This is a genomic window from Mesorhizobium sp. LHD-90 (assembly GCF_030929505.1).
Lineage (GTDB): Bacteria > Pseudomonadota > Alphaproteobacteria > Rhizobiales > Rhizobiaceae > Kumtagia.
The window spans coordinates 20,167-41,308 of the sequence record NZ_JAVFVV010000032.1; the positions used below are offsets into that span (position 1 = coordinate 20,167).

The window sequence follows — 21,142 nt, forward strand, 5'->3', positions numbered from 1 at the left end:
CCCGGCCGGAGCTATCGCCCCGCCAGATTGGCGGCGGGGAAGATGGAACAGGTTTCGGTGCCGAAGGCCAGAAGTTTGCCGGCCTGGTCCTTCAGCGTTGCCTCGGAGACCGCCAGCGTGCGGCCGCGATGGACGACACGGCCCTCGCAGACAACCTCGCCTGTCTTCGGGGTGATCGGCCGCAGGAAATTCACCTTGAACTCGGCGGTGGTGTAAGCCTCGCCCGCCTCCAGCGTCGTGTGGACCGCGCAGGCGAGCGCTGAATCCATGATGGTCGCCGTCCAGCCGCCATGGACGCCGCCGAGCGGGTTGAGATGGTGTTCGTTGGGCAGGCCGCGGAACACCGCCCTGCCCGGCTCGGCCTCGGTCAGCGTGAAACTGAGCGTGCCGGCGATCGGCGGGGCGGGGTATTCGCCCGCGATCAGCCTTTTGAGCAGCACGAGGCCCGGCTGGCCGGCCAGATCCTCATGCGGGATCGTGCCCAGCCCAAGTCGCGAAACATGGCCGGGAAACAGTTCGACTTCACTCATGCGGCGTGTTCTCCAGGCGCGGGCGCACCGTTATTCAGCTTGCGCAGCGCCGCCAAAAAGCCGGCGCGTGCCTCGGGTTCGGAAATGCCGCGCGGCTCGTAGACATGCCGCGCCAGGAAGAAGCCGGTCAGCCGGAAGGCATGGTCGATCGCCGCCGCGTCGGCGCGCCGGCCGGGACCGGCGACGAGGAAATCCGGCAGGACCAGCATCTTGTCGCGCCACGGCGCGCCGGCCTCGCGCGACACAGCGCGGCCGGATTTCGGCGAGACGTAGACGAGGTCGACGCGCGCGCCTGTGGCCGCGCATTCCGACAGGTCGAGGCCGAAGCCGAGTTCCTCCAGCACCATCAGCTCGAAACGAGCCACCAGTTCGCCCGCCAGCAGCGGCTCGTCGAGATGGGTTATCAGCACGGCCAGCGTCTCGAACAGCGCGGGATGCACGTCGCGCTCAGGCATCAGGCGCAAATGCGCTGCGATGGTCTGGAGGCCGAAGACGGCGGCGGCGCTGTCGAACAGGCGGGCGGCATTGAGTTCGATCGCCTCGGCCTGGAACGTGCCGAGATGCTCGTCCAGCCGCGCCCGCCAGACGAGGTCGACGCGGTTTCCGGCTTGCAACACCGGCTGCTGCTTTCGCGAGCGGCCGCCGCGCACCATGCCGAGATGACGGCCATGCGCCCGCGTCATCACTTCGAGGATGACCGATGTCTCGCCGTGACGGCGGGTGCCGAGAATTATGCCTTCGTCGCGCCATTCCATGCGGCGGAGACTTTCATGGAAAGAGCGGCGAGATCAAGGAGGGGGATCGAGGAGCCGCGACCGGCGCTGCCAACCGATCGATGACCGTGCCTGCCGATTTCCGCTCGTCGTAAGTCATCCTCACGATCTACGAAGTGAATTCTCATCCACTTTTTCAAGAGCGGGCTGATGGGCTGAAATTTTCCTGGTGATCCAGGGTGGTGACGTGGCGTCCGCAGGTATATTATAGAAATTATACTTTGAGGATCCGGGAGGTTGTCATGACGTCGTGGGAGTTCAAGGGACGCGAGCTGGTCAATTGCACCTGCGAATATGGTTGCAACTGCCAATTTAATGCGCTGCCCGACAAGGGCCATTGCCATGCCGTGGCCGGCATCCAGATCGACGAAGGCCATCATGGCGAAACCCGTCTCGACGGCCTCAGGATCGCCGCGATCTTCAAGTGGCCCGGCCCGATCCACGAAGGCCATGGCGAATGCATCGCCTTTGTCGACGAGAAGGCGACTGAGCGGCAGCGCGAGGCGCTGCTGCGCATCATGTCGGGCCAGGACACCGACCCGTTCGCGACGATGTTCGCCGTTTTCGCTACGACCGTGACCAAAGTGAACGAGCCTGTTTTCACCAGGATCGATCTTGAACTCGATATCGATGGCCGCAGGGGCCGCATCTTCGTCAAGGACTATATCGAAACGGTCGGGGAGCCGATCCGCAACAAGGTGACAGGCGCCGAATCGCGCCATCAGATCGTGTTGCCGAACGGTTTCGAATATGCGGTCGCCGAGATCGGCAGCGCTTCGAGCAGGACCGGCGGGTCGGTTCTGGTGGAAACGAAGGACACCTACGCCCAGTTCGCGCGGCTGCACCTCAACAATCACGGGGTGGTGCGGGGCTGACGCGTCGCATGGACGGCGCGTCGCCGCTCGAACGCCTGCTCGAACGCGACCGTCTCGTTACGATTGCAGGGCTTGCGGCCCTGTGTCTGCTGGCATGGCTTTATATCGTAACAGGTGCCGGCCTCGGCATGGATGTGTGGGAGATGACGAGGCTCGCGCTGTTCCCTCACCAGCAAGCCGCCGGCGTGATCCCCGATATGCCTGGAATGGAGATGTCCGGCATGGAAATGTCCGGCATGGACATGAGCGCGACGGCAGCGGAACCGCGGACCTGGGGCGCCGCGATCTGGACGCTGATGATCGCCATGTGGTGGATCATGATGATCGCCATGATGTCCCCGAGTGCTGCGCCGACCGCCCTGCTCTATGCGCGCGTGCATCGTCATGCGCTCGCCGTGCGTCAGAGCCAGGACCGCCTCGCTCCCACCGGCGTCTTCGTGGTAGGCTACCTTCTGGTCTGGCTAGGATTCTCCGTCGCCGCGGCCGTTCTGTACTGGCTGCTGGAACGCAGCGAAATCGTCTCCGCGACGACGATGGGTTCGCAGAGCCGCTGGCTTTCGGCCGTCGTCCTTATCGCCGCGGGCCTATATCAACTCTCGCCGTTGAAGAACGCCTGCCTGTCGCATTGCCGGGCGCCGGCGGCGTTCCTTTCCCGCCACTGGCGCCCCCGCGCCCTTGGCGCGCTGCGGCTGGGCATCCTGCATGGGGCTTATTGCGTCGGATGCTGCTGGATGCTGATGGCGCTGTTGTTCGTCGGCGGCGTGATGAATCTGGCGTGGATTGCCGCGCTCGCCATTCTGGTGCTGGTTGAAAAGGTGTTTCCCGCCGGCCAGTGGGTCCGCCGCGCGACCGGCATCGCCCTGATCATATGGGGCGGCGCGACGCTGCTGGTCTGATCGCCTGGGCCGCCTGGCGACTGGGCCAGGCACAGACGCATGGCTGTAGCTTAGAGCGCTTCTTGCTTAGATTGAACCATTCTGCCGGCGATGGTTTGGGACAAGGTCGAGGGCTTCGACGAAGTTCGGGCTGGTGGCCCGGACGAGACGAAGCCCGAAGGATTTGTCCCAAACCAGCCCGGCCCTTCGGGTTTGCGTTTGGCGGACGCCCACTTCGTCAGCCCGCTTGCCCGGGCAACCAGCCCGATCTGCGCGGCCTTCCTTGTGGATCGCCTCGCCAAACGACAAACAGAATGATTCAATCTAAGCAAGAAACGCTCTAGCTGCTCGGCGTGGCAGGTGTTTCGGATTCGCTCATGTGTTTCTCCCGAAACCGATGCATACTTTGCCGGGACGAGGGTTACGGTCTGACGATCCGATTTCTTGAGAACGGTTGAATATGACGATGTTCGATGACGTTGAGTTGCAGCACCTGCGCCGCTGCGTGGAACTGGCCGCCGAAGCTTTGGCAAAGGGAGACGAGCCGTTTGGGTCGGTGCTCGTGGGAGCCGATGGCACCGTATTGGCGGAAGACCACAATCGCGTCGCCGGTGGTGACCAAACGCGGCATCCGGAGTTCGAACTGGCGCGGTGGGCAGCCACCAACATGACGCCAGAGGACCGCGCAAAGGCGACTGTCTTCACCTCCGGTGAGCATTGCCCGATGTGTTCGGCGGCTCATGGCTGGGTGGGGCTCGGCCGCATCGTCTACGCAGCGTCCTCCGCCCAGCTCGTCGACTGGCTTGCTGAACTGGGTGCTTCCGGCTCTCCAGTCGCACCGCTGCCGATCCAGCAGGTAGCCCCGAACGTTGCAGTGAAAGGTCCTGCGCCGGAACTTGCAGAAGAGATACGGGCCTTGCACTATCGCTTTCACACGAAGCGCAAGCCCACACCTCCGGCGTAACGAGCGCGTCCAAAGGAGGTCTGTTCCGCAGTTCCAACCCGACGGCCAGATTCATCTGCCGTCGGGTCCGGCAGAAAGCGGCTGGCCTTCCGGGAACTTGAAAGCCGGTTGGCTCAAGACCTCATTGTCGCGCTAAGTCGGGAAATCCAGTCCCATCTCGCGATAGCGCTCCGGATCGTCGCTCCAGTTCTCGCGCACTTTCACGAACAGGAACAGGTGGACCGGCTGTTCCAGGATTTCGGCAAGGTCTTTTCGCGAGGCCTGGCCGATGGCGCGGATGGTCTCGCCCTTCGCCCCCAGCACGATCTTTTTCTGGCTCTCGCGCTCGACATAGATGGTCTGCTCTATGCGCACCGAGCCGTCCTTCTTCTCCTCCCATTTTTCGGTCTCGACGTGCGACGAGTAGGGAAGCTCCTGGTGCAGGCGCAGAAACAGCTTTTCGCGGGTGATCTCGGCCGCGAGCTGGCGCATCGGCAGGTCGGAGAGCTGGTCCTCGGGATAATACCACGGCCCGGCCGGCAGCGAGGCGGCAAGATAGTCCAGGATGTCGTTGCAGCCGGTTCCGGTGAGCGCCGAGACCATGAAGGTGCGCTCGAAGGCGACGCGCTCGTTGGCATCCTTGGCCATGGTCAGCAGCGCCTCCGGTTTTACCCGGTCGACCTTGTTGAGGATCAGGATCTTCGGCTGGCGCACATCCTTCAGATTGTCGAGGATGGTTTCGCCGTCGCCGCGGATACCGCGCTCGGCGTCGACCAGCAGTGCCACGACGTCGGCGTCCTTGGCGCCGCCCCAGGCTGTGGTGACCATCGCCTGGTCGAGGCGGCGGCGCGGCTTAAAGATGCCGGGCGTGTCGACGAAGACGATCTGCGCCTGCCCGTGCGTGGCGATGCCGCGCACGATGGCGCGGGTCGTCTGCACCTTGTGGGTGACGATCGACACTTTCGCGCCGACCAGCCGGTTGACCAGGGTCGACTTGCCGGCGTTGGGCGCGCCGATGAGGGCGACGAAGCCGGAGTGGGTCTGCATTTCGCCTTCGGTCATGACACGGCTCCTTCGCGGCTCCAGACACCCTCGCGCAACAGGAATTCGGTGGCGGCCGCCTCCTCGGCGGCGCGGCGCGACGGGCCGCTGGCGCTGGTGGGCGCAAAACCGTCAACGCGCACGGACACGGTGAACACCGGCTGGTGGTCCGGGCCCTCCCTTGCGTCTATACTGTATTCGGGCCGCGTGCCATTCGCCTGCGCCACCCATTCCTGCAATTCGGACTTTGGATTGCGTGGCTTCTCGACGACATGGCGCGAGCGCGGCTCCCAATAGCGGCGAATGAAGGCGCGCGCTGGCTCCATGCCGCCGTCGAGATAGATGGCGGCGATCAGCGCCTCGACCGCGTCTGACAGGTAGTTGCCCGTCCGGCCGCCCTTGGCCGCCTTCAGCGCCGCGTCGGCGCGGATCAGCGTGTCGAGGCCAAGTTCCAGCCCGATGGCGCCGCAGGTGCGGGCGTCGACCAGGGCGTTGAAGCGCGGTGCAAGATCGCCTTCGCGGGCTTCGGGAAACAGCGAAAACAGCATGTCCGCAACCACCAGGCCGAGCACCCGGTCGCCCAGGAACTCCAGCCGCTCATTGTTGGTCTTGGCCTTGACCGCGCTGGAATGGGTCAGCGCCGTCTGCAGCAGCGCAGAATCGCGGAAGGCATAGCCGATGCGATCCTGGAGCGCGGCGGCCAGAGCATTCCCGGTCGGCCGTTTCAGACCCATCGTCGCCTTAGCGGACGAAGTTGAAGAGGCGCGTCGGGCGCATCTCGGTCGGCCACTTCCAGATCTCCAGCGGGCTGGCGCCACCTGCGATCGAGAAGAAGATGATGTTGGCGCGGCCGACCAGGTTTTCCTCCGGCACGAAGCCGACCGAGCGGCGGCTGTCGGAGGAATTGTCGCGGTTGTCGCCCATCATGAAGTAGTGGCCGGGCGGCACGATGAACTCGCGGGTATTGTCGTCGATGCTGTTCGGCGTCAGGTCGAGCGTGTCGTAGGAGACGCCGTTGGGCAAAGTCTCGCGATAAACGTCGACAGGCCGGTCAACCTCGGTCACGTCACGGTTGTTGATCTCGCCGACCTTCTCGCGCGGCACGGCCTCGCCGTTGATGTAAAGCACGCCCTCGCGCATCTGGATGCGGTCGCCGGGCAGGCCGATCACCCGCTTGATGTAGTCGAGCGACGGGTTTGGCGGGAACTTGAAGACGGCGACGTCGCCGCGCTTGGGCGGGCTGCCGAAGATGCGGCCGGAAAACAGGTTCGGCGAGAACGGCAGCGAAAAACGCGAATAGCCGTAGGCCCATTTGGTGACGAAGAGGTAGTCGCCTTCGAGCAAGGTCGGGCGCATCGAGCCTGACGGAATGGAGAAGGGCTGGAACAGCAGCGTGCGGATGACGAGGGCGAGGATCAGCGCCTGGACGATGACGTTGACGATCTCGCCAAGTCCACCGGACTTCTTTGCAGTTTTTTCGGCCACGCTCATGTCGTCCTCGGTCGTCGTCGTTCCGGTATAAGGGCTCGCATCAAGCGGGGCAACGCCGCGCGGTCCGTCCAGATGTCATAATAATGGCTATCGTTCGGCAGGCAGCGCCTCGATGATCACAAATGCCTGAGCGAGCGGGTGATCGTCGGTGATGGTCAGGTGGATCTCGGCGCGATGGCCCTGCGGCAGCATCGATTTCAGCCGTTTCGCGGCGCCGCCCGTCAGGTGCATCGTGGGCTTGCCGCCGGGCAGGTTGACAACGCCCATGTCGCGCCAGAATACGCCGCGCGCCATGCCGGTGCCGAGCGCCTTGGAACAGGCCTCCTTGGCCGCGAAGCGTTTGGCGTAGGTGGCGGCGCGTTCGCGCCTGCCTTCGGCTTTCTGCTGCTCCAAATCGGTGAAGATGCGCTTGACGAAACGTTCGCCGTAGCGCTCGAGGGAACTCTCGATGCGGCGGATGTCGATCAGGTCGCTGCCGATACCGATGATCATGAGCCAGCGCCTCAGATGTTCCGGCTGCCGGGCTTCACCGCCGGGATCGCCGCGAGTTCCGGCGGCAGCTTGTCGGGCGGATAGGCCGGCACCTCGTATTCGGCCAGCGCCACCAGCGGCACTCCGACATCGGTCTTGCCGGCGGAGCGGTCGATGATGCAGGCGGCCGCCAGCACTTCCGCGCCAATCTCCCGCAGGCAGTCTATCGTCTCACGGATGGACAGGCCGGTGGTCACGATGTCCTCGACGATGACGACCCTCGCGCCCGTCTCGATCTCGAAGCGGCGGAGGCGGAACACGCCCTGTTCGCGCTCGACCCAGATGGCCGGCACGCCGAGATGGCGCGAGGTCTCGTAGGCGGGGATGAGGCCGCCGACCGCCGGTCCGACGAGATAGTCGATGCGGCCGAGCACCTGTTCCCGGATCTTCCCTGCCAGCGCCTTGCACAGCCGCTCGGTCTTGTCCGCATGCATGAAGACCCGCGCCTTCTGCAGGAATACCGGACTGCGCAGGCCCGACGTCAGGATGAAATGCCCTTCCAGCACCGCGCCTGCCTCGCGGAAGATCGACAAGACTTCGTCCGTGGTCATACCTGCTCCAAACCTTCAGCCATTGACCCGCTTTGCCTCGCTGACGGCGGGCGATTCCTTCAACTGCGACAGTAGCCGGTTGAGATGCTTGAGGTCCCATACTTCGAGGTCGATCAGCATCTCGGTGAAATCCGGAGCGGTGCGCACCATCGACAGCGAATGGATGTTGGCGTCGTTGACCGCGACGGTCTGCGCGATTTCGGCAAGCGAGCCCGGCGCGTTGATTGCGGTCACCGAGATGCGGGCGGGAAAGCGCTCGCGGTTGCTCTCGTCGATGTCCCAGCGCACGTCTATCCAGCGTTCCGGCTGGTCGTCGAAATCGGTCAGCGCCGGTGACTGGATCGGATAGATGGTGATGCCGACGCCGGGCTGCATGATGCCGACGATGCGGTCGCCCGGCACGGCGCCGTCCGGCGCGAAGCGCACGGGCAAATCGCCGCGGACGCCGCGGATCGGCACTGCGCCTTCCTCCTTCTGCTCCTTGCGGTCCTTGCGGGCGGCGCGGCCGGGCAACTGAAACAGCATGCCCGCCGCATTGCGGATTTTTGACCAGCCCTCCTCGCGCCGCGTCGGCAGCGGCGTGGTGACGCGCTCTTCCTTGTAGTCCGGGTGCACGGCGCGCAGCACGTCGCCCGAAGCAAGCTCGCCGCGGCCGACAGCGGTCAGCACGTCCTCGACGTCCTTGCGCGCCAGGCGGGCCAGCACCGGCTTGAGACTCTCCTTGCTGTACTCCTTGCCGGCACGGGCGAAGACACGTTCCAGGATGCGCAGGCCGAGACCCGAATACTGCTTGCGGATGGCGTTCTTGGTGGCGCGGCGGATCGCCGCCCGCGCCTTGCCGGTGACGACGATCGCTTCCCAGGCGGCCGGCGGCACCTGTCCTTTGGAGCGGACGATCTCGACCTCGTCGCCGTTCTTCAATTCGGTCATCAGCGGCATGATGCGGCCGTTGATCTTTGCGCCGACGCAGGTATCGCCGACCTCGGTGTGGACGGCATAAGCGAAGTCGATCGGCGTGGCGCCACGCGGCAGGGCAATCAGCATGCCCTTGGGCGTGAAGCAGAAAACCTGGTCCTGAAACAGCTCCAGCTTGGTGTTCTCGAGGAAATCCTCGGGATTGTCGCCCTCGGCAAGCTGCTCGATGGTGCGGCGCAGCCAGGCATAGGCGTTGGTCTCCTTGGAAATGGTATGGCCGGCGCCGTTGGTTCTTGCGCGCCCGTCCTTGTAGAGGGCGTGCGCGGCAACGCCGTATTCGGCCACGGTATTCATCTCGTAGGTGCGGATCTGCAGCTCGACGCGCTGGCGCGACGGCCCGACGATGGTGGTGTGGATCGAGCGGTAGTCGTTCTGCTTCGGGGTGGAGATGTAGTCCTTGAAGCGGCCCGGCACCACCGACCAGGTCGTGTGGATCGCACCCAGCGCCCGATAGCAATCCTCGACTGTGTCGACGACGACGCGAAAACCGAACAGGTCCGAGAGTTGCTCCAACGAGAGCCCCTTCGATTCCATCTTGCGGAACACCGACCACGGCTTCTTCTGCCGGCTCTTCACCTTGGCCTTGATCGACCGCTTTTCGAACAGCGCCGACAGCGACGCCTCGATCTCGGCCACCACACCGCGGTTGCGCTCGAAAATGTCGGTCAGCCGCGCCGTGATCATGCGGTGCGCTTCGGGATTTATGTGGCGGAAGGCGAGTTCCTCAAGTTCCTCGCGCATGCCCTGCATGCCCATGCGGCCGGCAAGCGGCGCATAGATGTCCATCGTCTCCTCGGCGATGCGCAGCCGCTTGCCTTCCGGCACGTGATCCAGCGTGCGCATGTTGTGCAGCCGGTCGGCGAGCTTGACCAGCAGGACGCGCACGTCCTCGGAGATCGCCAGCAGAAGCTTGCGCAGGTTCTCCGCCTGCTCGGCCTTCTTCGAGACGAGGTCGAGTTTCTTCAGCTTGGTCAGACCCTCCACCAGCTTGCCGATGTCCGGGCCAAATAACTGGTCTATTTCCTGGCGGGTGGCCGAGGTATCCTCGATCGTGTCGTGCAGCAGCGCAACCGCGACCGTCGACTCGTCCAGATGCATGTCGGTGAGGATCGCGGCAACTTCGAGCGGATGCGAGAAATAAGGATCGCCGGAAGCGCGCTTCTGGTGGCCATGCTTCTGCATGGCATAGACATAGGCCTTGTTGAGCAGCGTCTCGTTCACGTCCGGCTTGTAGCGCTGCACGCGCTCGACAAGCTCATATTGACGCATCATGGCTCAATCGTCCGCACCCGCCAAAAAAATCATGCGCCGCGTCGAGGACACGGCGCATTCGATAGATAGCCACGATCGGCGGGGCACGAAAGACCCGCCGCATAAGCCAAGTCCTAGAAATCGTCGCTTTTTTCCGGGGCGACGAGGCCTTCGATACCGGCCAGCAGCTCTTCTTCCGACATGCGGTCGAAAGCGATGTTGCTGTCGTCGTCCTGCTCGACCGTTTCGCCGGCGGCGACGGCGGTCTGATCGGTGATTTCGGCGCCGTCGCTCTCTGGCTCGTCAACCTCGACGTGCTTCTGCAGCGAGTGGATCAGGTCCTCCTTGAGATCGCCTGGCGACAGCGTCTCGTCGGCAATCTCGCGCAGCGCGATGACCGGGTTCTTGTCGTTGTCGCGCGGCACGGTGATGGCCGCGCCCTGGCTGATCTGGCGGGCGCGGTGGCCGGCAAGCAGAACGAGTTCGAAGCGGTTGTCGACCTTGTCGATGCAGTCTTCAACGGTTACGCGGGCCATGAACTGCCCCTTTCATACCTGGATGTGACGGAAAGCCGGCGCGGTCCATAACCCGAAAGACAGCGAAAAACAAGCATTGCAACAGGAAGCTTCTCGTCCGGACCACCGGTCCAGTCAAGCCGCCGCAAAAGGCGCGGGACCAAAGCCCATTACATTTTCGTGACCCACCTTGGAAAGGCGACGTTAAGACGATATCTCATTCTCATAGACGATGCGACGCACGTTTTCGCCTGCAAGCCGCATCCGCCTGATGATTGTTGCAACGACCGATTGTTTTTGACCAAGGACATTCCAGTCATGTTCGACCCGCGTGAAAAGATCGCCTTGTTCATCGACGGCGCGAACTTGTATGCGACCTCGCGGTCGCTAGGCTTCGACATCGACTATCGCAAACTTCTCTCATCGTTCCAGAAGCGCGGCTATCTGCTGCGTGCCTATTATTACACCGCTCTGGTCGAGGATCAGGAATATTCGTCGATCCGGCCGCTGATCGACTGGCTCGACTACAACGGCTACAAGGTCGTCACCAAGCCGGCCAAGGAGTTCACGGACTCGACCGGCCGGCGCAAGATCAAAGGCAACATGGACATCGAACTCACCATCGACGCGATGGAGCTTGCCGATTATGTCGACCACTATGTGATCTTTTCCGGCGACGGCGACTTTCGCACCCTGGTCGAAGCGCTGCAGCGGCGCGGCCGCAAGGTCAGCATCGTTTCCACCATGACCTCGCAGCCGCCGATGATCTCCGACGACCTGCGTCGCCAAGCAGACCATTTCATCGACTTGGCGACGCTGAAGAGCGAAGTTGGGCGCGATCCGTCCGAACGGCCTCCGCGCCGTGTCGAACCCGTCGGCACCGAGGAAGAGTACTAACGGGATCGGCGGTGAACGCCGAACCGACGCGCGACTGCCCACTCTGCCCGCGCCTGCATGACTTCATCGCCGAGTGGCGTTTGCGCGAGCCAAGCTGGTTCAACGCACCTGTGCCGACCTTCATGCCGCCCGAAGGCGAGGATACGGTGCGGCTGCTGATCGTGGGACTTGCGCCCGGGCTGCGGGGAGCCAACCGCACCGGCCGCCCCTTCACCGGCGACTATGCCGGCGACCTGCTCTACCGGACGCTGATCCGCTTCGGGCTGGCGCGCGGCATCTACGAGGCCCGCCCTGACGACGGGCTCGAACTGGTCGGCACGGCGATCGTCAACGCGGTGCGCTGCGTGCCGCCGGAAAACAAGCCGACGCCGGGCGAGATCACGACCTGCCGGACGTTCCTCTCGCCCGCCTTCTCGCGCTTTCCGAACATTCGGGCCGTGCTGACACTCGGAGCGATCGCCCACCAATCGACCGTGCGGACGCTGGGCGGCCGGGTCGCCGCCTTCCCGTTCAAGCACGGCGCGACGGCAGAGATTGCGGATGTCAGGCTTTTTTCGAGCTACCACTGCTCGCGCTACAACACCAACACCGGCGTTCTGACGGAAGAGATGTTCGTCGGCGTGTTCGCACAGATCGCAGAATTTCTTCGTACGCAGGACTGAAGTTGGACAGGTGCCGCTCAGGAGCGCGTGGAAACGGTCTGCCGCTTGCCATACTATCAATAACTGTTTATCATAAATCATGGTTTATGATGCGCAGGCTTTCGCGGCGCTGGCCGATCCGACGCGCAAACGGGTGTTCGAACTGGTAAGCGAGCATCCACGCTCGGTTGCCCAGCTTGTCCGCCTGCTGCCGGTGTCGCAGCCTGCAGTATCACATCATCTGCGGATCCTGAGGGAGGCCAGGCTGGTGAGAGCCGAACCGCGCGGCGCGAGTAACATCTATCAAGTCGACCCGCATGGGCTCGGCCTGATGCGCGCCTGGCTCGACCGCATGTGGGACGACGCACTCAAAGGCTTCTCGGAGGAATTCAACAAAAAGGAGGAAGCACGGCCATGACGACGCTTACCAAAGCGGCCCCGATCCGCAAGCAGATGATCGTCGACGCACCGATCGAAAAGGCCTTCGATGTCTTCACCCGCGGCATGGGCACCTGGTGGCCGGCCACCCATTCCATCGGAAGATCACCGCAGAAGGAGGTCGTGATGGAACCGCGGGCCGGCGGCCGCTGGTACGAGATTGGGGAAGACGGAAGCGAATGCCCGTGGGGCGACGTGCTCGCATGGGATCGGCCGCACCGGGTTCTGCTCGCCTGGCGGATCGGCGCCGACTGGACCTACGACCCTGCCCTGCTGACCGAGGTGGACGTGAGCTTTTCGGAGGAGAGCCCGGGCCGCACGCGGGTGTCACTGGAGCATCGCAAGCTTGAGAATTACGGCGAACGCGCCGAACAGGTCACGGCCTCACTCGACGGCGGCTGGGGCGGCCTCCTGCAGCTTTTCGCCGGCAAAGCCGCCGGCTGAAAACGATCGCGCCGCTGCGCCTACGCGCCGCGTCCAGCCGAGGCGACACGCACCGGGTTCTTCGACTTGCCGCCGCCAGGCACCACGACAATGCGCGTGATTTTGCCCCTCTTGAACGCTGTTAGAAAGCGGTTGTAATCCTTGAACGCGACGCAGCCGTGCGACTCGGCGCGGCCGCCGCGCAGAAGATAGGAATGTGCCAGTATGCCGGTGCGGTTGTGCGCCACCTTTCCGTTGGCGGGCAACATCCGCACCGCCTCCACGCCGTGAAACCGCTTCTCGCGCATGACCAGGTTGTACGTGCCGGGCGGCGTCGGCCCCTTCATCTTGACGTGCACGTAGCGCGGGTTGTCCGCCATCGCCCCGATGCCGGAATGCGCCTCGAGCCGGGTGCCGTCCGGCATATAAACCGTCTTGGCACTGATGTCGTAAACGGCCGTGCCGCCGCCGGCCTTCGGCGTGTTCGAAAAGTTCTTGAAGATGCCGCCGCCCTTTTGCTCGGCCGGATCGTCGGGCTTGGCGAAGGCGAGCATCGACGGCGCGCCACGCTGCGACTGCGTGATTCGCGACCGGTCGTCGTCGTCCCGATCGTCAACCGCCGTGCGGCTGCGGACCGGGCGACGGTCGTCGTCCTTGCGGCGATCGTCGTCCACCCGCTTGCCGTCGTTCCTGGGCTTGTCGTCGTCCGAGCGCCCCGAATCGTCTGAACGCTTGCCAGCGTCGGCTTTCGGACGCCGCAGCGGCAGCGGCGTCGAGTCCGGCGTATCCTCGTACCCCGGCAAAGCGGCGCTGTCCTCGCTGCCGTCTTCAAGCGGGCTCTGCATGACGAGACCGTTGTTTTCCAGCACGCTGGCGTCCGACAACGCACCGCCGGCCCCGAAGGGCGACGGATCGGCATAGGCCAGCAGTATCTCGGAATTGGGCTGAATCTCGGCACCGCCGCCACGGGCGAAACGCTCCAGCACCGGCACGGCCTGGCTCGGCAGCCGCGCGAAGCGTTCTTCGGCCACCTTCGGCAGGGAAGCGCGGTGCGCCGTGGGCGAGCGCTTCACCACCCTGGCATTGGCGGTTACTTGCGCCTTTGCGCCGAGCCCGGCGCGCGCGAAGGCGGCAGCGATCTTCCGTGGCGTCAACGCAGCACTGGCAACGACCTTCTCGAAGCCATGGTCGCCCTTCCCGGCCACGTGGCCGGCAATGGGCGGAAGTGCGCCGGTGGCCAGGCGCGGGGATTTTTCGGACAGGCCGGTGTTCGGCACGAGCGAGGCGCGCGCCTGGCGAAGCAGCGTTTCCCGCTTGGCCGGATCCAGCGCGGCGACTTCCGTCGATGCGCCAAGACCTTGCGGCATGAGGTTCGGAGATGACGCGAACGACGCGCCTATGGAGCTGACGCCGGCCAGCAAGGTTACGGACCAGACGGCAAGCGCCGCACCAACGCATGGCAGCGCCACCCAGCGGAGCATGCGATCGGGACCGAACTTGCCGGAAGGCGACTGCCCTGCGGTGCCGCTATCGCGGCCTTTCTTACTCACGAACGCCATTACGCACCCGTCTTGTTTGAGCCGATTTCGCGGCAACCGGCCGCCAAACCGTCATGATCACCAGTCCGAGGAGTGATCCCCCGGTGCGCCGTCGGCGCGCCTTGCCTGTCGCTCATCGACTCAAAAGATGGACAATGATGGTTAACCAATCCCTTTACCCAAACGTCTTTCCGACGCAGGGCGCATCGCTACGATGGCCCTCGAACCTCCAGAACCTGACAAGAACCCCTTTTTCGAATCGATTTGCTGGCTGGTTTTGATGACCGTGTCAAGCAAACGCTGCCTGCCGACGTGGGCAAAAATCGTCTCGCACCCACGGCGAAAGCGCACGCGCGACAACCGAAATCGACGCGAAAATCTTCTGTGGGGAAATCTCTTGGCCCGAATCAGAGGGGCCGGGTCAGCGCGGACAAAGTCTCCGGACGGCCGGGTCCCTCAGCCGCGCTCCTTCAGCAGCCGGCCTTTTTCGCGCGACCAGTCGCGCTGCTTTTCGGTCTCGCGCTTGTCATGAAGTTTCTTGCCACGCGCCACGCCGAGCAAAAGCTTCGCGCGGCCCTTGTCGTTGAAATAGATCTTCAACGGCACCATGGTCATGCCGTCGCGTTCGACGCTCTGGGTCAGCCGCGACATCTGGCGCTTGTTGAGCAGCAGCTTGCGACGTCGGCGCGGCTCGTGGTTGAAGCGATTGGCCTGCAGATATTCGGGCAGGTAGGAATTGATCAGCCAGATCTCGCCGCCTTCATTCGAGGCGTAAGAATCCTGGATGTTCGCCTGTCCCTGGCGCAGCGATTTCACCTCGGTGCCGGTCAGCACGAGACCAGCCTCGACCGTGTCGAGAATCTCGTAGGAGAACCGCGCCTTCCGGTTCTCGGCCACGGTCTTGTTGTTTGGGTCGGCTTTCCTGACCTGGTTCATCGTGCCATCAAATGATGCGCCGGCGTCAATTGATCAAGCCGGCGTGCTTCATCGCCGCTTCGATCTGCTCGGCGGTGCCCTGTTCCACCGTGGTCAGCGGCGAGCGCACGACATTCTCCACCCTGCCCAGCCGCGACAGCGCGTATTTCGCGCCAGCAAGGCCCGGCTCGATGAAGATCGCCTTGTGCAGCGGCATCAGCCGGTCCTGCAGTTCCAGCGCCTTGTTCTTGTCGTTGGCGAGCGTCGCCTCCTGGAACTCGGCGCAGAGCCGCGGCGCAACATTCGATGTCACCGAGATGCAGCCGACCCCGCCATGGGCGTTGAAGCCGAGCGCCGATGCATCCTCGCCGGAGAGCTGGATGAAATCCTTGCCGCAGGTGAGCCGCTGCTCCGACACGCGCTCGACCTTGCCGGTCGCGTCCTTGACGCCAGCGATATTCTTGAAGTCGTGGGCAAGCCGGCCCATCGTCTCCGGCGTCATGTCGATCACCGAGCGCGGTGGGATGTTGTAGATGATGACCGGCAGTTTCGTCGCCTTGGCGACGGCCGCGAAATGCGCGTAGAGGCCGCGCTGCGTCGGCTTGTTGTAGTAGGGCGTCACCACCAAAACGGCGTCGGCGCCGGCCTTCTCCGCATATTGCACAAGGCCGATGGCTTCCTCGGTGTTGTTGGACCCGGCGCCGGCCACCACCGGCACACGGCCTTTGGCGGCTTCCACGCAGGCCTTCACCACTTGGCGGTGCTCCTCGTGCGACAGCGTCGGCGACTCGCCGGTGGTTCCGACCGGCACGAGCCCCCGGGTGCCTTCCGCGATCTGCCATTCGACCAGATCGCGGAACGTTTTCTCGGCCAGCGCCCCGTTCTTGTCGAACGGCGTCACAAGCGCGGTCAACGAACCTCTCAACATCTGGTCAAACTCCTCGGCAACCTGCCGGCTGCGTTCATGGTTTCGATCGGGCCGCGTTCTAGAGGAAAGCGGGGCCGCGCACCATAGTCTTGACATGGTGCTGCCGCAAGGATCGCCCAGGGCACAATCCCAGCCCAAGGCCGGCCGCATTTACAGGCCATTCACCATAGACATCTAGCATGCCAGCACCCGTTCCTCATTGCATTGGGTCAGGACAAGGAAGTCCGATGGGCACAGGCTTCAGGAGGCATTGCCGCTCGCTGCTCGTCGCAGCGCTCGCCTCGGCCGTGCCTGCGCCGGCCATCGCGGCTACGCTCGACGGACAGACGACCGCCGGCATCCCGATCGCCGTAACCGGCAAGGGCGACCGCATCGGCGGTAATACCAGCGCCCGGTTGAAGGCCGGCCTCGACGCGCTCGCATCCGGTGACGTCGCCCAGGCGCGCGCCATCCGCGACAGCCTGCGGAAATCCGCACTCGACCGCCACATCCTCGCCTGGGCGATCGCGCTGAAGGGCAGTGTGCTCGTGCCCAGCACCGACATCGCCGCGGCCGCCGAAACGCTGCGCGCCTGGCCAGGCGCCGAGGCTTTTCGGCGCAACAGCGAGCGCGCGCTGTTGCGCGAAAAGCCCTCCCCGCAAGTCGTGATCAAGGCCTTCGGCGGCATACCACCGTTGACGGCGCAAGGCGTGATCATCCTCGCCCGGTCCCACGTCGCACTCGGCGACCTCGACGGCGCGCGCGCCGTGTTGTCATGGTTCTGGCGGACCGAAAAGCTTGAAGCTGCGGAGGAGGTTGCGATCATCGGCGAGTTCGGCGCGGTCATTCCGGCCGAGGATCACCGCATCCGCATGGAGCGCATGCTTTATGCCGGCAGGGTGAAGTCGGCCGGGCGCGTTGCTGCGGTCGCGGGCGCCAAATCCTTGTTCGACGCCTGGTCGGCGGTGGCAAGGAACGACAAAGCAGCCGGCAAGCTGCTGGATGCCGTTCCGGCGGCGCAGCGGGACGCGGGCTACCTGTTCGCCAAGGCCAGATATCTGCGGCGGAGCGACAAGATCGCGGAAGCGGCGGCCGTCGTGCTGAAGGCGCCGAAGGACCGCGCGGCGCTGATCGACCCCGACGCCTGGTGGATCGAGCGGCGGGCGATTTCGCGCGAACTGGTCGATCAGGGCGACATCAAGACCGCCTACAAGGTCGCCGCCGCGCATGCCGCCGAAAGCGCCGTCAACCAGGCCGACGCGGAGTTCCATGCCGGCTGGTACGCCTTGCGGGGACTGAGCGACGCAAAAACCGCTTCAGAACATTTTACGCGCATCGCCGAGGCTGCGGACGGGCCGATCTCGCTCGCGCGCGCCTATTACTGGCTTGGCCGTGCGGCGGAGGCCGGCGGCCCGGGGAGCGCCAGAATCTATTACGAGCGCGCGTCGACCTACGGCACCAGCTTCTACGGCCAGCTTGCGGCGGCCAAGATCGGTCGGGCGACGATCAATGCCGCCGCGCCTATACCGAGCGAGGGCGACCGCAAAACCTTCGCCGCCCGCGAGGCGGTGCGCGCCATCCAGCGGCTGGAGAGCGCCGGCTACGCAAACCTTGCCGACAGGCTCTACCGCGAGCTTGCCGGGCAACTGACCAGCCCGGGTGAACTGGCGCTGTTGACTGCGCTGGCCGAAAGCCGCGGCAACCATTTTCTGGCACTCAAGGTCGCCAAGGCCGCCGCCGGACGCGGCATCGAAATCGGCGTGCTGTCGCACCCGGTCGGTGCAATTCCGTCCTCCGCCAACATTTCCGGTTCCGGCAAAGCGCTGGCCTATGCGATCGCCCGCCAGGAGAGCGAGTTCAATGTCGGCGCGGTGTCCGGGGCGGGCGCACGCGGTCTCCTGCAACTTATGCCGGACACCGCCAGGGACGTCGCCAAGAAGGCCGGCCTTGCTTTTTCCTCGCAAAAGCTCACGACAGACGCCGGCTACAACGCCACGCTGGGTGCGGCTTTCCTCGGCGAACAACTCGGCAGGTTCAGCGGTTCCTACGTGCTCACATTTGCCGGCTACAATGCCGGTCCGGGCCGCGCGCGGGAATGGATCAAGCGGTATGGCGACCCGCGCGGCAAGGATCTCGAAACGGTGGTCGACTGGATCGAGCGCATCCCCTTCGCCGAGACACGCAGCTATGTGCAGCGGGTGATGGAAAACTATCAGGTCTACAAGATGCGCCTGACGGGCTCATTCGACATCGCCCGCGACCTCGTCGACGGACGCTGAACCTCGCCCCCGGCAACTCTCAAACAGGCGGTTTGACCCCGGCAGCCTCGCCCGATAGCACTCCTTCGGCAACCGGAGGATTCCTATGACAGGTGGCGCAGGTTTCGACGACTTCTTTTACACCTCCAAGGACGGGCTGCGGCTGCATGCCAGGATCTACGGGCATGACGCGGGAGGCGGGCGACCGATCATTTGCCTGCCCGGCCTGACACGGAATGCACGGGATTTTCATGAGGTTGCGCTCTTTCTCTCAACTGCCGCGAATGCGCCGCGCAAGGTCATCGCCTTCGACTATCGCGGGCGCGGCGCCTCGGCCTACGACCCGGAATGGAAGAACTATAACATCGTCACGGAAGCCGGCGACATCCTTGCCGGCCTGGACGCACTGGAAATAGGCGAGGCAGCCTTCATCGGTACGTCACGCGGCGGCCTGATCATCCATATGCTGGCGGCGATGCGACCAACCATGCTGAAGGCCATCGTCTTCAACGACATCGGCCCGGAAATCGAGGCGGAAGGTTTCGCCCACATCCGTTCCTATCTGGAGAACCCAAGGCCCGTCGCCAGCTTCGCGGAAGCCGAGGCCGCCCAGCGCGCGGTTCACGGGGCCGACTTCCCCGCCCTGACAGACGCGGACTGGGTTCGCCTGGTGCGAGCGCTTTATCGTGATGAAAACGGCCGGCCGCTCGCGGACTACGACCCGGAGTTGGTCAATACGGTGGTGGCGCTCGACCTGCGCCAGCGCCTGCCGGCGATGTGGGACCAGTTCGACCTGCTCGCCGGCATTCCGCTGCTGCTGATCCGCGGCGAGAATACGCGGCTGCTTTCCACCGAAACCGTGGCGGAGATGGAGCGGCGGCATCCGGGCATGGAGACCGTCACGGTCGCCGGACAAGGCCATCCGCCGCTGCTGGAAGCCGGCGACCTGCCCGAACGGATTGCCGGCTTCATCGCGCAGGCGGAAGGACGATGAACGGCATTCGGGTGCCAGGCGGCGCAGCGTCGTGCACTCTACAAAAACCCGGCGGTCGCCCGCCGGGTTCCTTGGTCGCCCCTGAAAGGTCGATCAGAACGTGCGCTGGAAGCGGACGTTGACGCCCCAGGCATCGGAGTCGTCCACGTCGAAATTGTCGACATAGGCGATTTCCGGTGTGATCGTGAAACCGGGAACCAGATCGTAGGCGACGTTGGCGGCGATCGAGAAGTTGTCGAAGTCGTCATAGCCGACTTCGGCGTTGAAGGTCGCCTTCTCGTTGAACTTCACCGCCGTGCCGCCCCAGACGGCCCAGTCGCCCTGCCACGGAGCGTACCAGTTCGCGCCGCTGTCGGGGCCGGGATCTCCGGCGTCGCCACCCGAATCCCAGGCGGCCATCACGAACACCGAAGCGGTCTCGGTGATGTTGAAGTCCACTCGGCCCTTGACCGCGACTTCTTCCTGCCAGGTGTCGTAACCTGCGACCAGGGCGACCTTGCCCCAGCCCTGCGTCAGCGAGATACCGCCGACGACGTAAGGCGCATAGTCCTCGGTGATGCCGGCGCCGTCGAAGCCCTCGTCCTCGTCGCCCTGTTCCAGGGCGATGCCAGCCGAAAAGCCGTTCGCGCCGGTATAGGTGTAGGCGATCTGCAGCGTCGAGAAAGGACCATAAGGGACCAGACCGTCGTTCAGCACGCCCGACGAATAGTCGGTGAAGGTGGAGAAATAGGAGTCGTTCTTGCCGATGCGGAAGCCGCCCAGTTCGACATAGGCGAATTCCAGGAAGGTGTCGTCATCCATGTCGTAGCGGCTGGCGACGGAACCGTCTGCGTTGAACTCCGCATTCGAGGACTGGTAGTTGAAATTGACCTGCGCGTAGGAGCGCAGCGTGCCGAGTTCCGTCTCCGAGCGCGCGTCGAGACGAAGCTGGGCGCGCACGCGGTTGTTGTAGGTCTCGTCGCCCGAGTTCGAGATGCGCTCGAACAGGTCGCCGCCACGCAGGTCGACGCGGACATAACCGCCGATCTTCAGGCAGGTCTCGGTGCCGGGCAGGTAGAAGAAGCCCGAACCATAGACGTCGCACACACGGACATATTCGACGGGTTCAGGCTCGGCGACGACCACGGCGTCGGCCGCACGGGCGCCGGTGACCGCGGCGAGCGCCGCGCCGGAACCGAGCAGAAGGGTCTTGAAGTTCATCAGGTAGTCTCCAGTCAGTACGGGTTGAACCTTCATTGCTGAAGGATGGCGTTCCCCACCGTCACCCTTTATTCCCATGCGATTGCTCGCATCCCTTCTCTCCGAATCCACCTTACTCGTCGAACCGACCGGTTCAATCAAACCGATCGGTACGACGGGCAAACTCGGATGCTATTTTCAGTTGCGTTGCACAAAAGCCACGTTCGATCGACGGGCCACCAGAATACGGACGCTCCTCCGCGTGCCGGAGGGCACTCGAAGCAGACGAGACAAAACGTTGTTATAACTTAAATTTTTAGCCCAGAAGATCGCATGCTGCGTAGAACCGGGTGTCGAATTGGCTCGTCGCCGCTTCGTCCGGCTCGCTCTGCGATGCGATGTGGTCAGCGCTTGGGATGCCCGACCGTAAGTCAAGGCGACATTGTCGAATCATTGGCAACGGCGTCCACGCGAGCGCCCCTCGCCGCCCGGCGCGCGGCAGCGTCGAGCCATGCTCGCCGGAGCTTTGGCCAACAAAAAACCCGGCGGTCGCCCGCCGGGTTTTTTGGTCACCCCTGAAGGGTCGATCAGAACGTGCGCT

At 64.2% G+C, this 21,142-nt stretch carries 22 protein-coding genes; 9 read left to right on the plus strand and 13 right to left on the minus strand.

The genetic code is table 11. From position 1 onward, the window contains the following. Nucleotides 1-11 precede the first annotated feature (11 nt). Nucleotides 12-530: a PaaI family thioesterase gene (locus RB623_RS28450; RefSeq protein WP_308060500.1), complete on the minus strand. Its 519-nt coding sequence runs from the start codon at nucleotides 528-530 to the stop codon at nucleotides 12-14. After that, nucleotides 527-1,285 carry a DNA repair protein RecO gene (gene recO, locus RB623_RS28455; RefSeq protein WP_308060501.1) on the minus strand — a complete coding sequence of 253 codons (759 nt, stop codon included), beginning with the start codon at nucleotides 1,283-1,285 and terminating at the stop codon, nucleotides 527-529. Before recO ends, RB623_RS28450 begins: the two co-directional genes overlap by 4 nt. A 260-nt stretch (nucleotides 1,286-1,545) precedes the next feature. On the opposite strand from recO, the gene RB623_RS28460 reads away from it, so the two are divergent. The 3 genes from RB623_RS28460 (at nucleotide 1,546) to RB623_RS28470 (ending at nucleotide 4,017) form a co-directional block, all read left to right on the plus strand. Continuing rightward, nucleotides 1,546-2,178, plus strand: coding sequence for a DUF1326 domain-containing protein (locus tag RB623_RS28460; RefSeq protein WP_308060502.1), 633 nt, complete (start codon nucleotides 1,546-1,548; stop codon nucleotides 2,176-2,178). Nucleotides 2,179-2,186: 8 nt separating this feature from the next. Further along, nucleotides 2,187-3,074 carry a DUF2182 domain-containing protein gene (locus RB623_RS28465; RefSeq protein ID WP_308060503.1) on the plus strand — a complete coding sequence of 296 codons (888 nt, stop codon included), beginning with the start codon at nucleotides 2,187-2,189 and terminating at the stop codon, nucleotides 3,072-3,074. 439 nt (nucleotides 3,075-3,513) lie between these two features. Beyond that, entirely contained in the window at nucleotides 3,514-4,017 is a 504-nt protein-coding gene (locus RB623_RS28470) for a nucleoside deaminase (protein ID WP_308060504.1), read from the plus strand. Nucleotides 4,018-4,149: 132 nt separating this feature from the next. Here the strand turns inward: RB623_RS28470 and era are convergent, their stop codons facing one another. The 7 genes from era to rpoZ form a co-directional block, all read right to left on the minus strand. Next, on the minus strand, nucleotides 4,150-5,058 hold the full coding sequence (gene era, locus RB623_RS28475) for a GTPase Era (protein ID WP_308060505.1): 909 nt from the start codon (nucleotides 5,056-5,058) through the stop codon (nucleotides 4,150-4,152). Further along, on the minus strand, nucleotides 5,055-5,771 hold the full coding sequence (gene rnc / locus RB623_RS28480; RefSeq protein ID WP_308060506.1) for a ribonuclease III: 717 nt from the start codon (nucleotides 5,769-5,771) through the stop codon (nucleotides 5,055-5,057). The genes era and rnc overlap by 4 nt, the downstream gene beginning before the upstream one ends. A gap of 7 nt (nucleotides 5,772-5,778) precedes the next feature. Next, the gene (lepB, locus tag RB623_RS28485; protein ID WP_308060507.1) at nucleotides 5,779-6,528 is read right to left on the minus strand and encodes a signal peptidase I; all 750 of its coding nucleotides are present in this window, start codon (nucleotides 6,526-6,528) and stop codon (nucleotides 5,779-5,781) included. Between the two features lie 87 nt (nucleotides 6,529-6,615). Then, a complete protein-coding gene (gene acpS, locus RB623_RS28490) occupies nucleotides 6,616-7,020 on the minus strand; it encodes a holo-ACP synthase (RefSeq protein WP_308060508.1) in 405 nt (134 codons plus the stop codon). A gap of 11 nt (nucleotides 7,021-7,031) precedes the next feature. Continuing rightward, entirely contained in the window at nucleotides 7,032-7,610 is a 579-nt protein-coding gene (gene pyrE / locus RB623_RS28495; protein WP_308060509.1) for an orotate phosphoribosyltransferase, read from the minus strand. 15 nt (nucleotides 7,611-7,625) lie between these two features. Beyond that, nucleotides 7,626-9,857 carry a bifunctional (p)ppGpp synthetase/guanosine-3',5'-bis(diphosphate) 3'-pyrophosphohydrolase gene (locus tag RB623_RS28500; protein WP_308060510.1) on the minus strand — a complete coding sequence of 744 codons (2,232 nt, stop codon included), beginning with the start codon at nucleotides 9,855-9,857 and terminating at the stop codon, nucleotides 7,626-7,628. Between the two features lie 113 nt (nucleotides 9,858-9,970). Then, nucleotides 9,971-10,372 (minus strand): DNA-directed RNA polymerase subunit omega, encoded by a 402-nt coding sequence (rpoZ, locus tag RB623_RS28505; RefSeq protein WP_308060511.1) that lies wholly within the window; start codon nucleotides 10,370-10,372, stop codon nucleotides 9,971-9,973. 297 nt (nucleotides 10,373-10,669) lie between these two features. On the opposite strand from rpoZ, the gene RB623_RS28510 reads away from it, so the two are divergent. From RB623_RS28510 to RB623_RS28525, 4 genes are all read left to right on the plus strand, one after another. After that, nucleotides 10,670-11,248, plus strand: coding sequence for an NYN domain-containing protein (locus RB623_RS28510; protein ID WP_308060512.1), 579 nt, complete (start codon nucleotides 10,670-10,672; stop codon nucleotides 11,246-11,248). A gap of 11 nt (nucleotides 11,249-11,259) precedes the next feature. Then, nucleotides 11,260-11,910: a uracil-DNA glycosylase gene (locus tag RB623_RS28515; RefSeq protein WP_308060513.1), complete on the plus strand. Its 651-nt coding sequence runs from the start codon at nucleotides 11,260-11,262 to the stop codon at nucleotides 11,908-11,910. Between the two features lie 79 nt (nucleotides 11,911-11,989). Continuing rightward, entirely contained in the window at nucleotides 11,990-12,307 is a 318-nt protein-coding gene (locus RB623_RS28520; protein WP_308060514.1) for a metalloregulator ArsR/SmtB family transcription factor, read from the plus strand. Beyond that, on the plus strand, nucleotides 12,304-12,771 hold the full coding sequence (locus tag RB623_RS28525) for an SRPBCC family protein (protein WP_308060515.1): 468 nt from the start codon (nucleotides 12,304-12,306) through the stop codon (nucleotides 12,769-12,771). Before RB623_RS28520 ends, RB623_RS28525 begins: the two co-directional genes overlap by 4 nt. A 20-nt stretch (nucleotides 12,772-12,791) precedes the next feature. Here the strand turns inward: RB623_RS28525 and RB623_RS28530 are convergent, their stop codons facing one another. The 3 genes from RB623_RS28530 to dapA form a co-directional block, all read right to left on the minus strand. After that, nucleotides 12,792-14,171 carry a DUF2778 domain-containing protein gene (locus RB623_RS28530; RefSeq protein WP_308060516.1) on the minus strand — a complete coding sequence of 460 codons (1,380 nt, stop codon included), beginning with the start codon at nucleotides 14,169-14,171 and terminating at the stop codon, nucleotides 12,792-12,794. Between the two features lie 573 nt (nucleotides 14,172-14,744). Next, nucleotides 14,745-15,224 carry an SsrA-binding protein SmpB gene (gene smpB / locus RB623_RS28535; protein ID WP_308060517.1) on the minus strand — a complete coding sequence of 160 codons (480 nt, stop codon included), beginning with the start codon at nucleotides 15,222-15,224 and terminating at the stop codon, nucleotides 14,745-14,747. Nucleotides 15,225-15,249: 25 nt separating this feature from the next. Then, nucleotides 15,250-16,131: a 4-hydroxy-tetrahydrodipicolinate synthase gene (dapA, locus tag RB623_RS28540; RefSeq protein ID WP_308060518.1), complete on the minus strand. Its 882-nt coding sequence runs from the start codon at nucleotides 16,129-16,131 to the stop codon at nucleotides 15,250-15,252. Nucleotides 16,132-16,358: 227 nt separating this feature from the next. Between dapA and RB623_RS28545 the strand changes: the two genes are divergently transcribed. Beyond that, complete coding sequence (locus tag RB623_RS28545) at nucleotides 16,359-18,389, plus strand: lytic transglycosylase domain-containing protein (protein WP_308060519.1); 2,031 nt, start codon at nucleotides 16,359-16,361, stop codon at nucleotides 18,387-18,389. A gap of 85 nt (nucleotides 18,390-18,474) precedes the next feature. Beyond that, nucleotides 18,475-19,362 carry an alpha/beta hydrolase gene (locus tag RB623_RS28550; protein WP_308060520.1) on the plus strand — a complete coding sequence of 296 codons (888 nt, stop codon included), beginning with the start codon at nucleotides 18,475-18,477 and terminating at the stop codon, nucleotides 19,360-19,362. Between the two features lie 93 nt (nucleotides 19,363-19,455). Here the strand turns inward: RB623_RS28550 and RB623_RS28555 are convergent, their stop codons facing one another. Further along, nucleotides 19,456-20,562: a porin gene (locus tag RB623_RS28555; protein ID WP_308060521.1), complete on the minus strand. Its 1,107-nt coding sequence runs from the start codon at nucleotides 20,560-20,562 to the stop codon at nucleotides 19,456-19,458. Nucleotides 20,563-21,142: the final 580 nt, after the last annotated feature.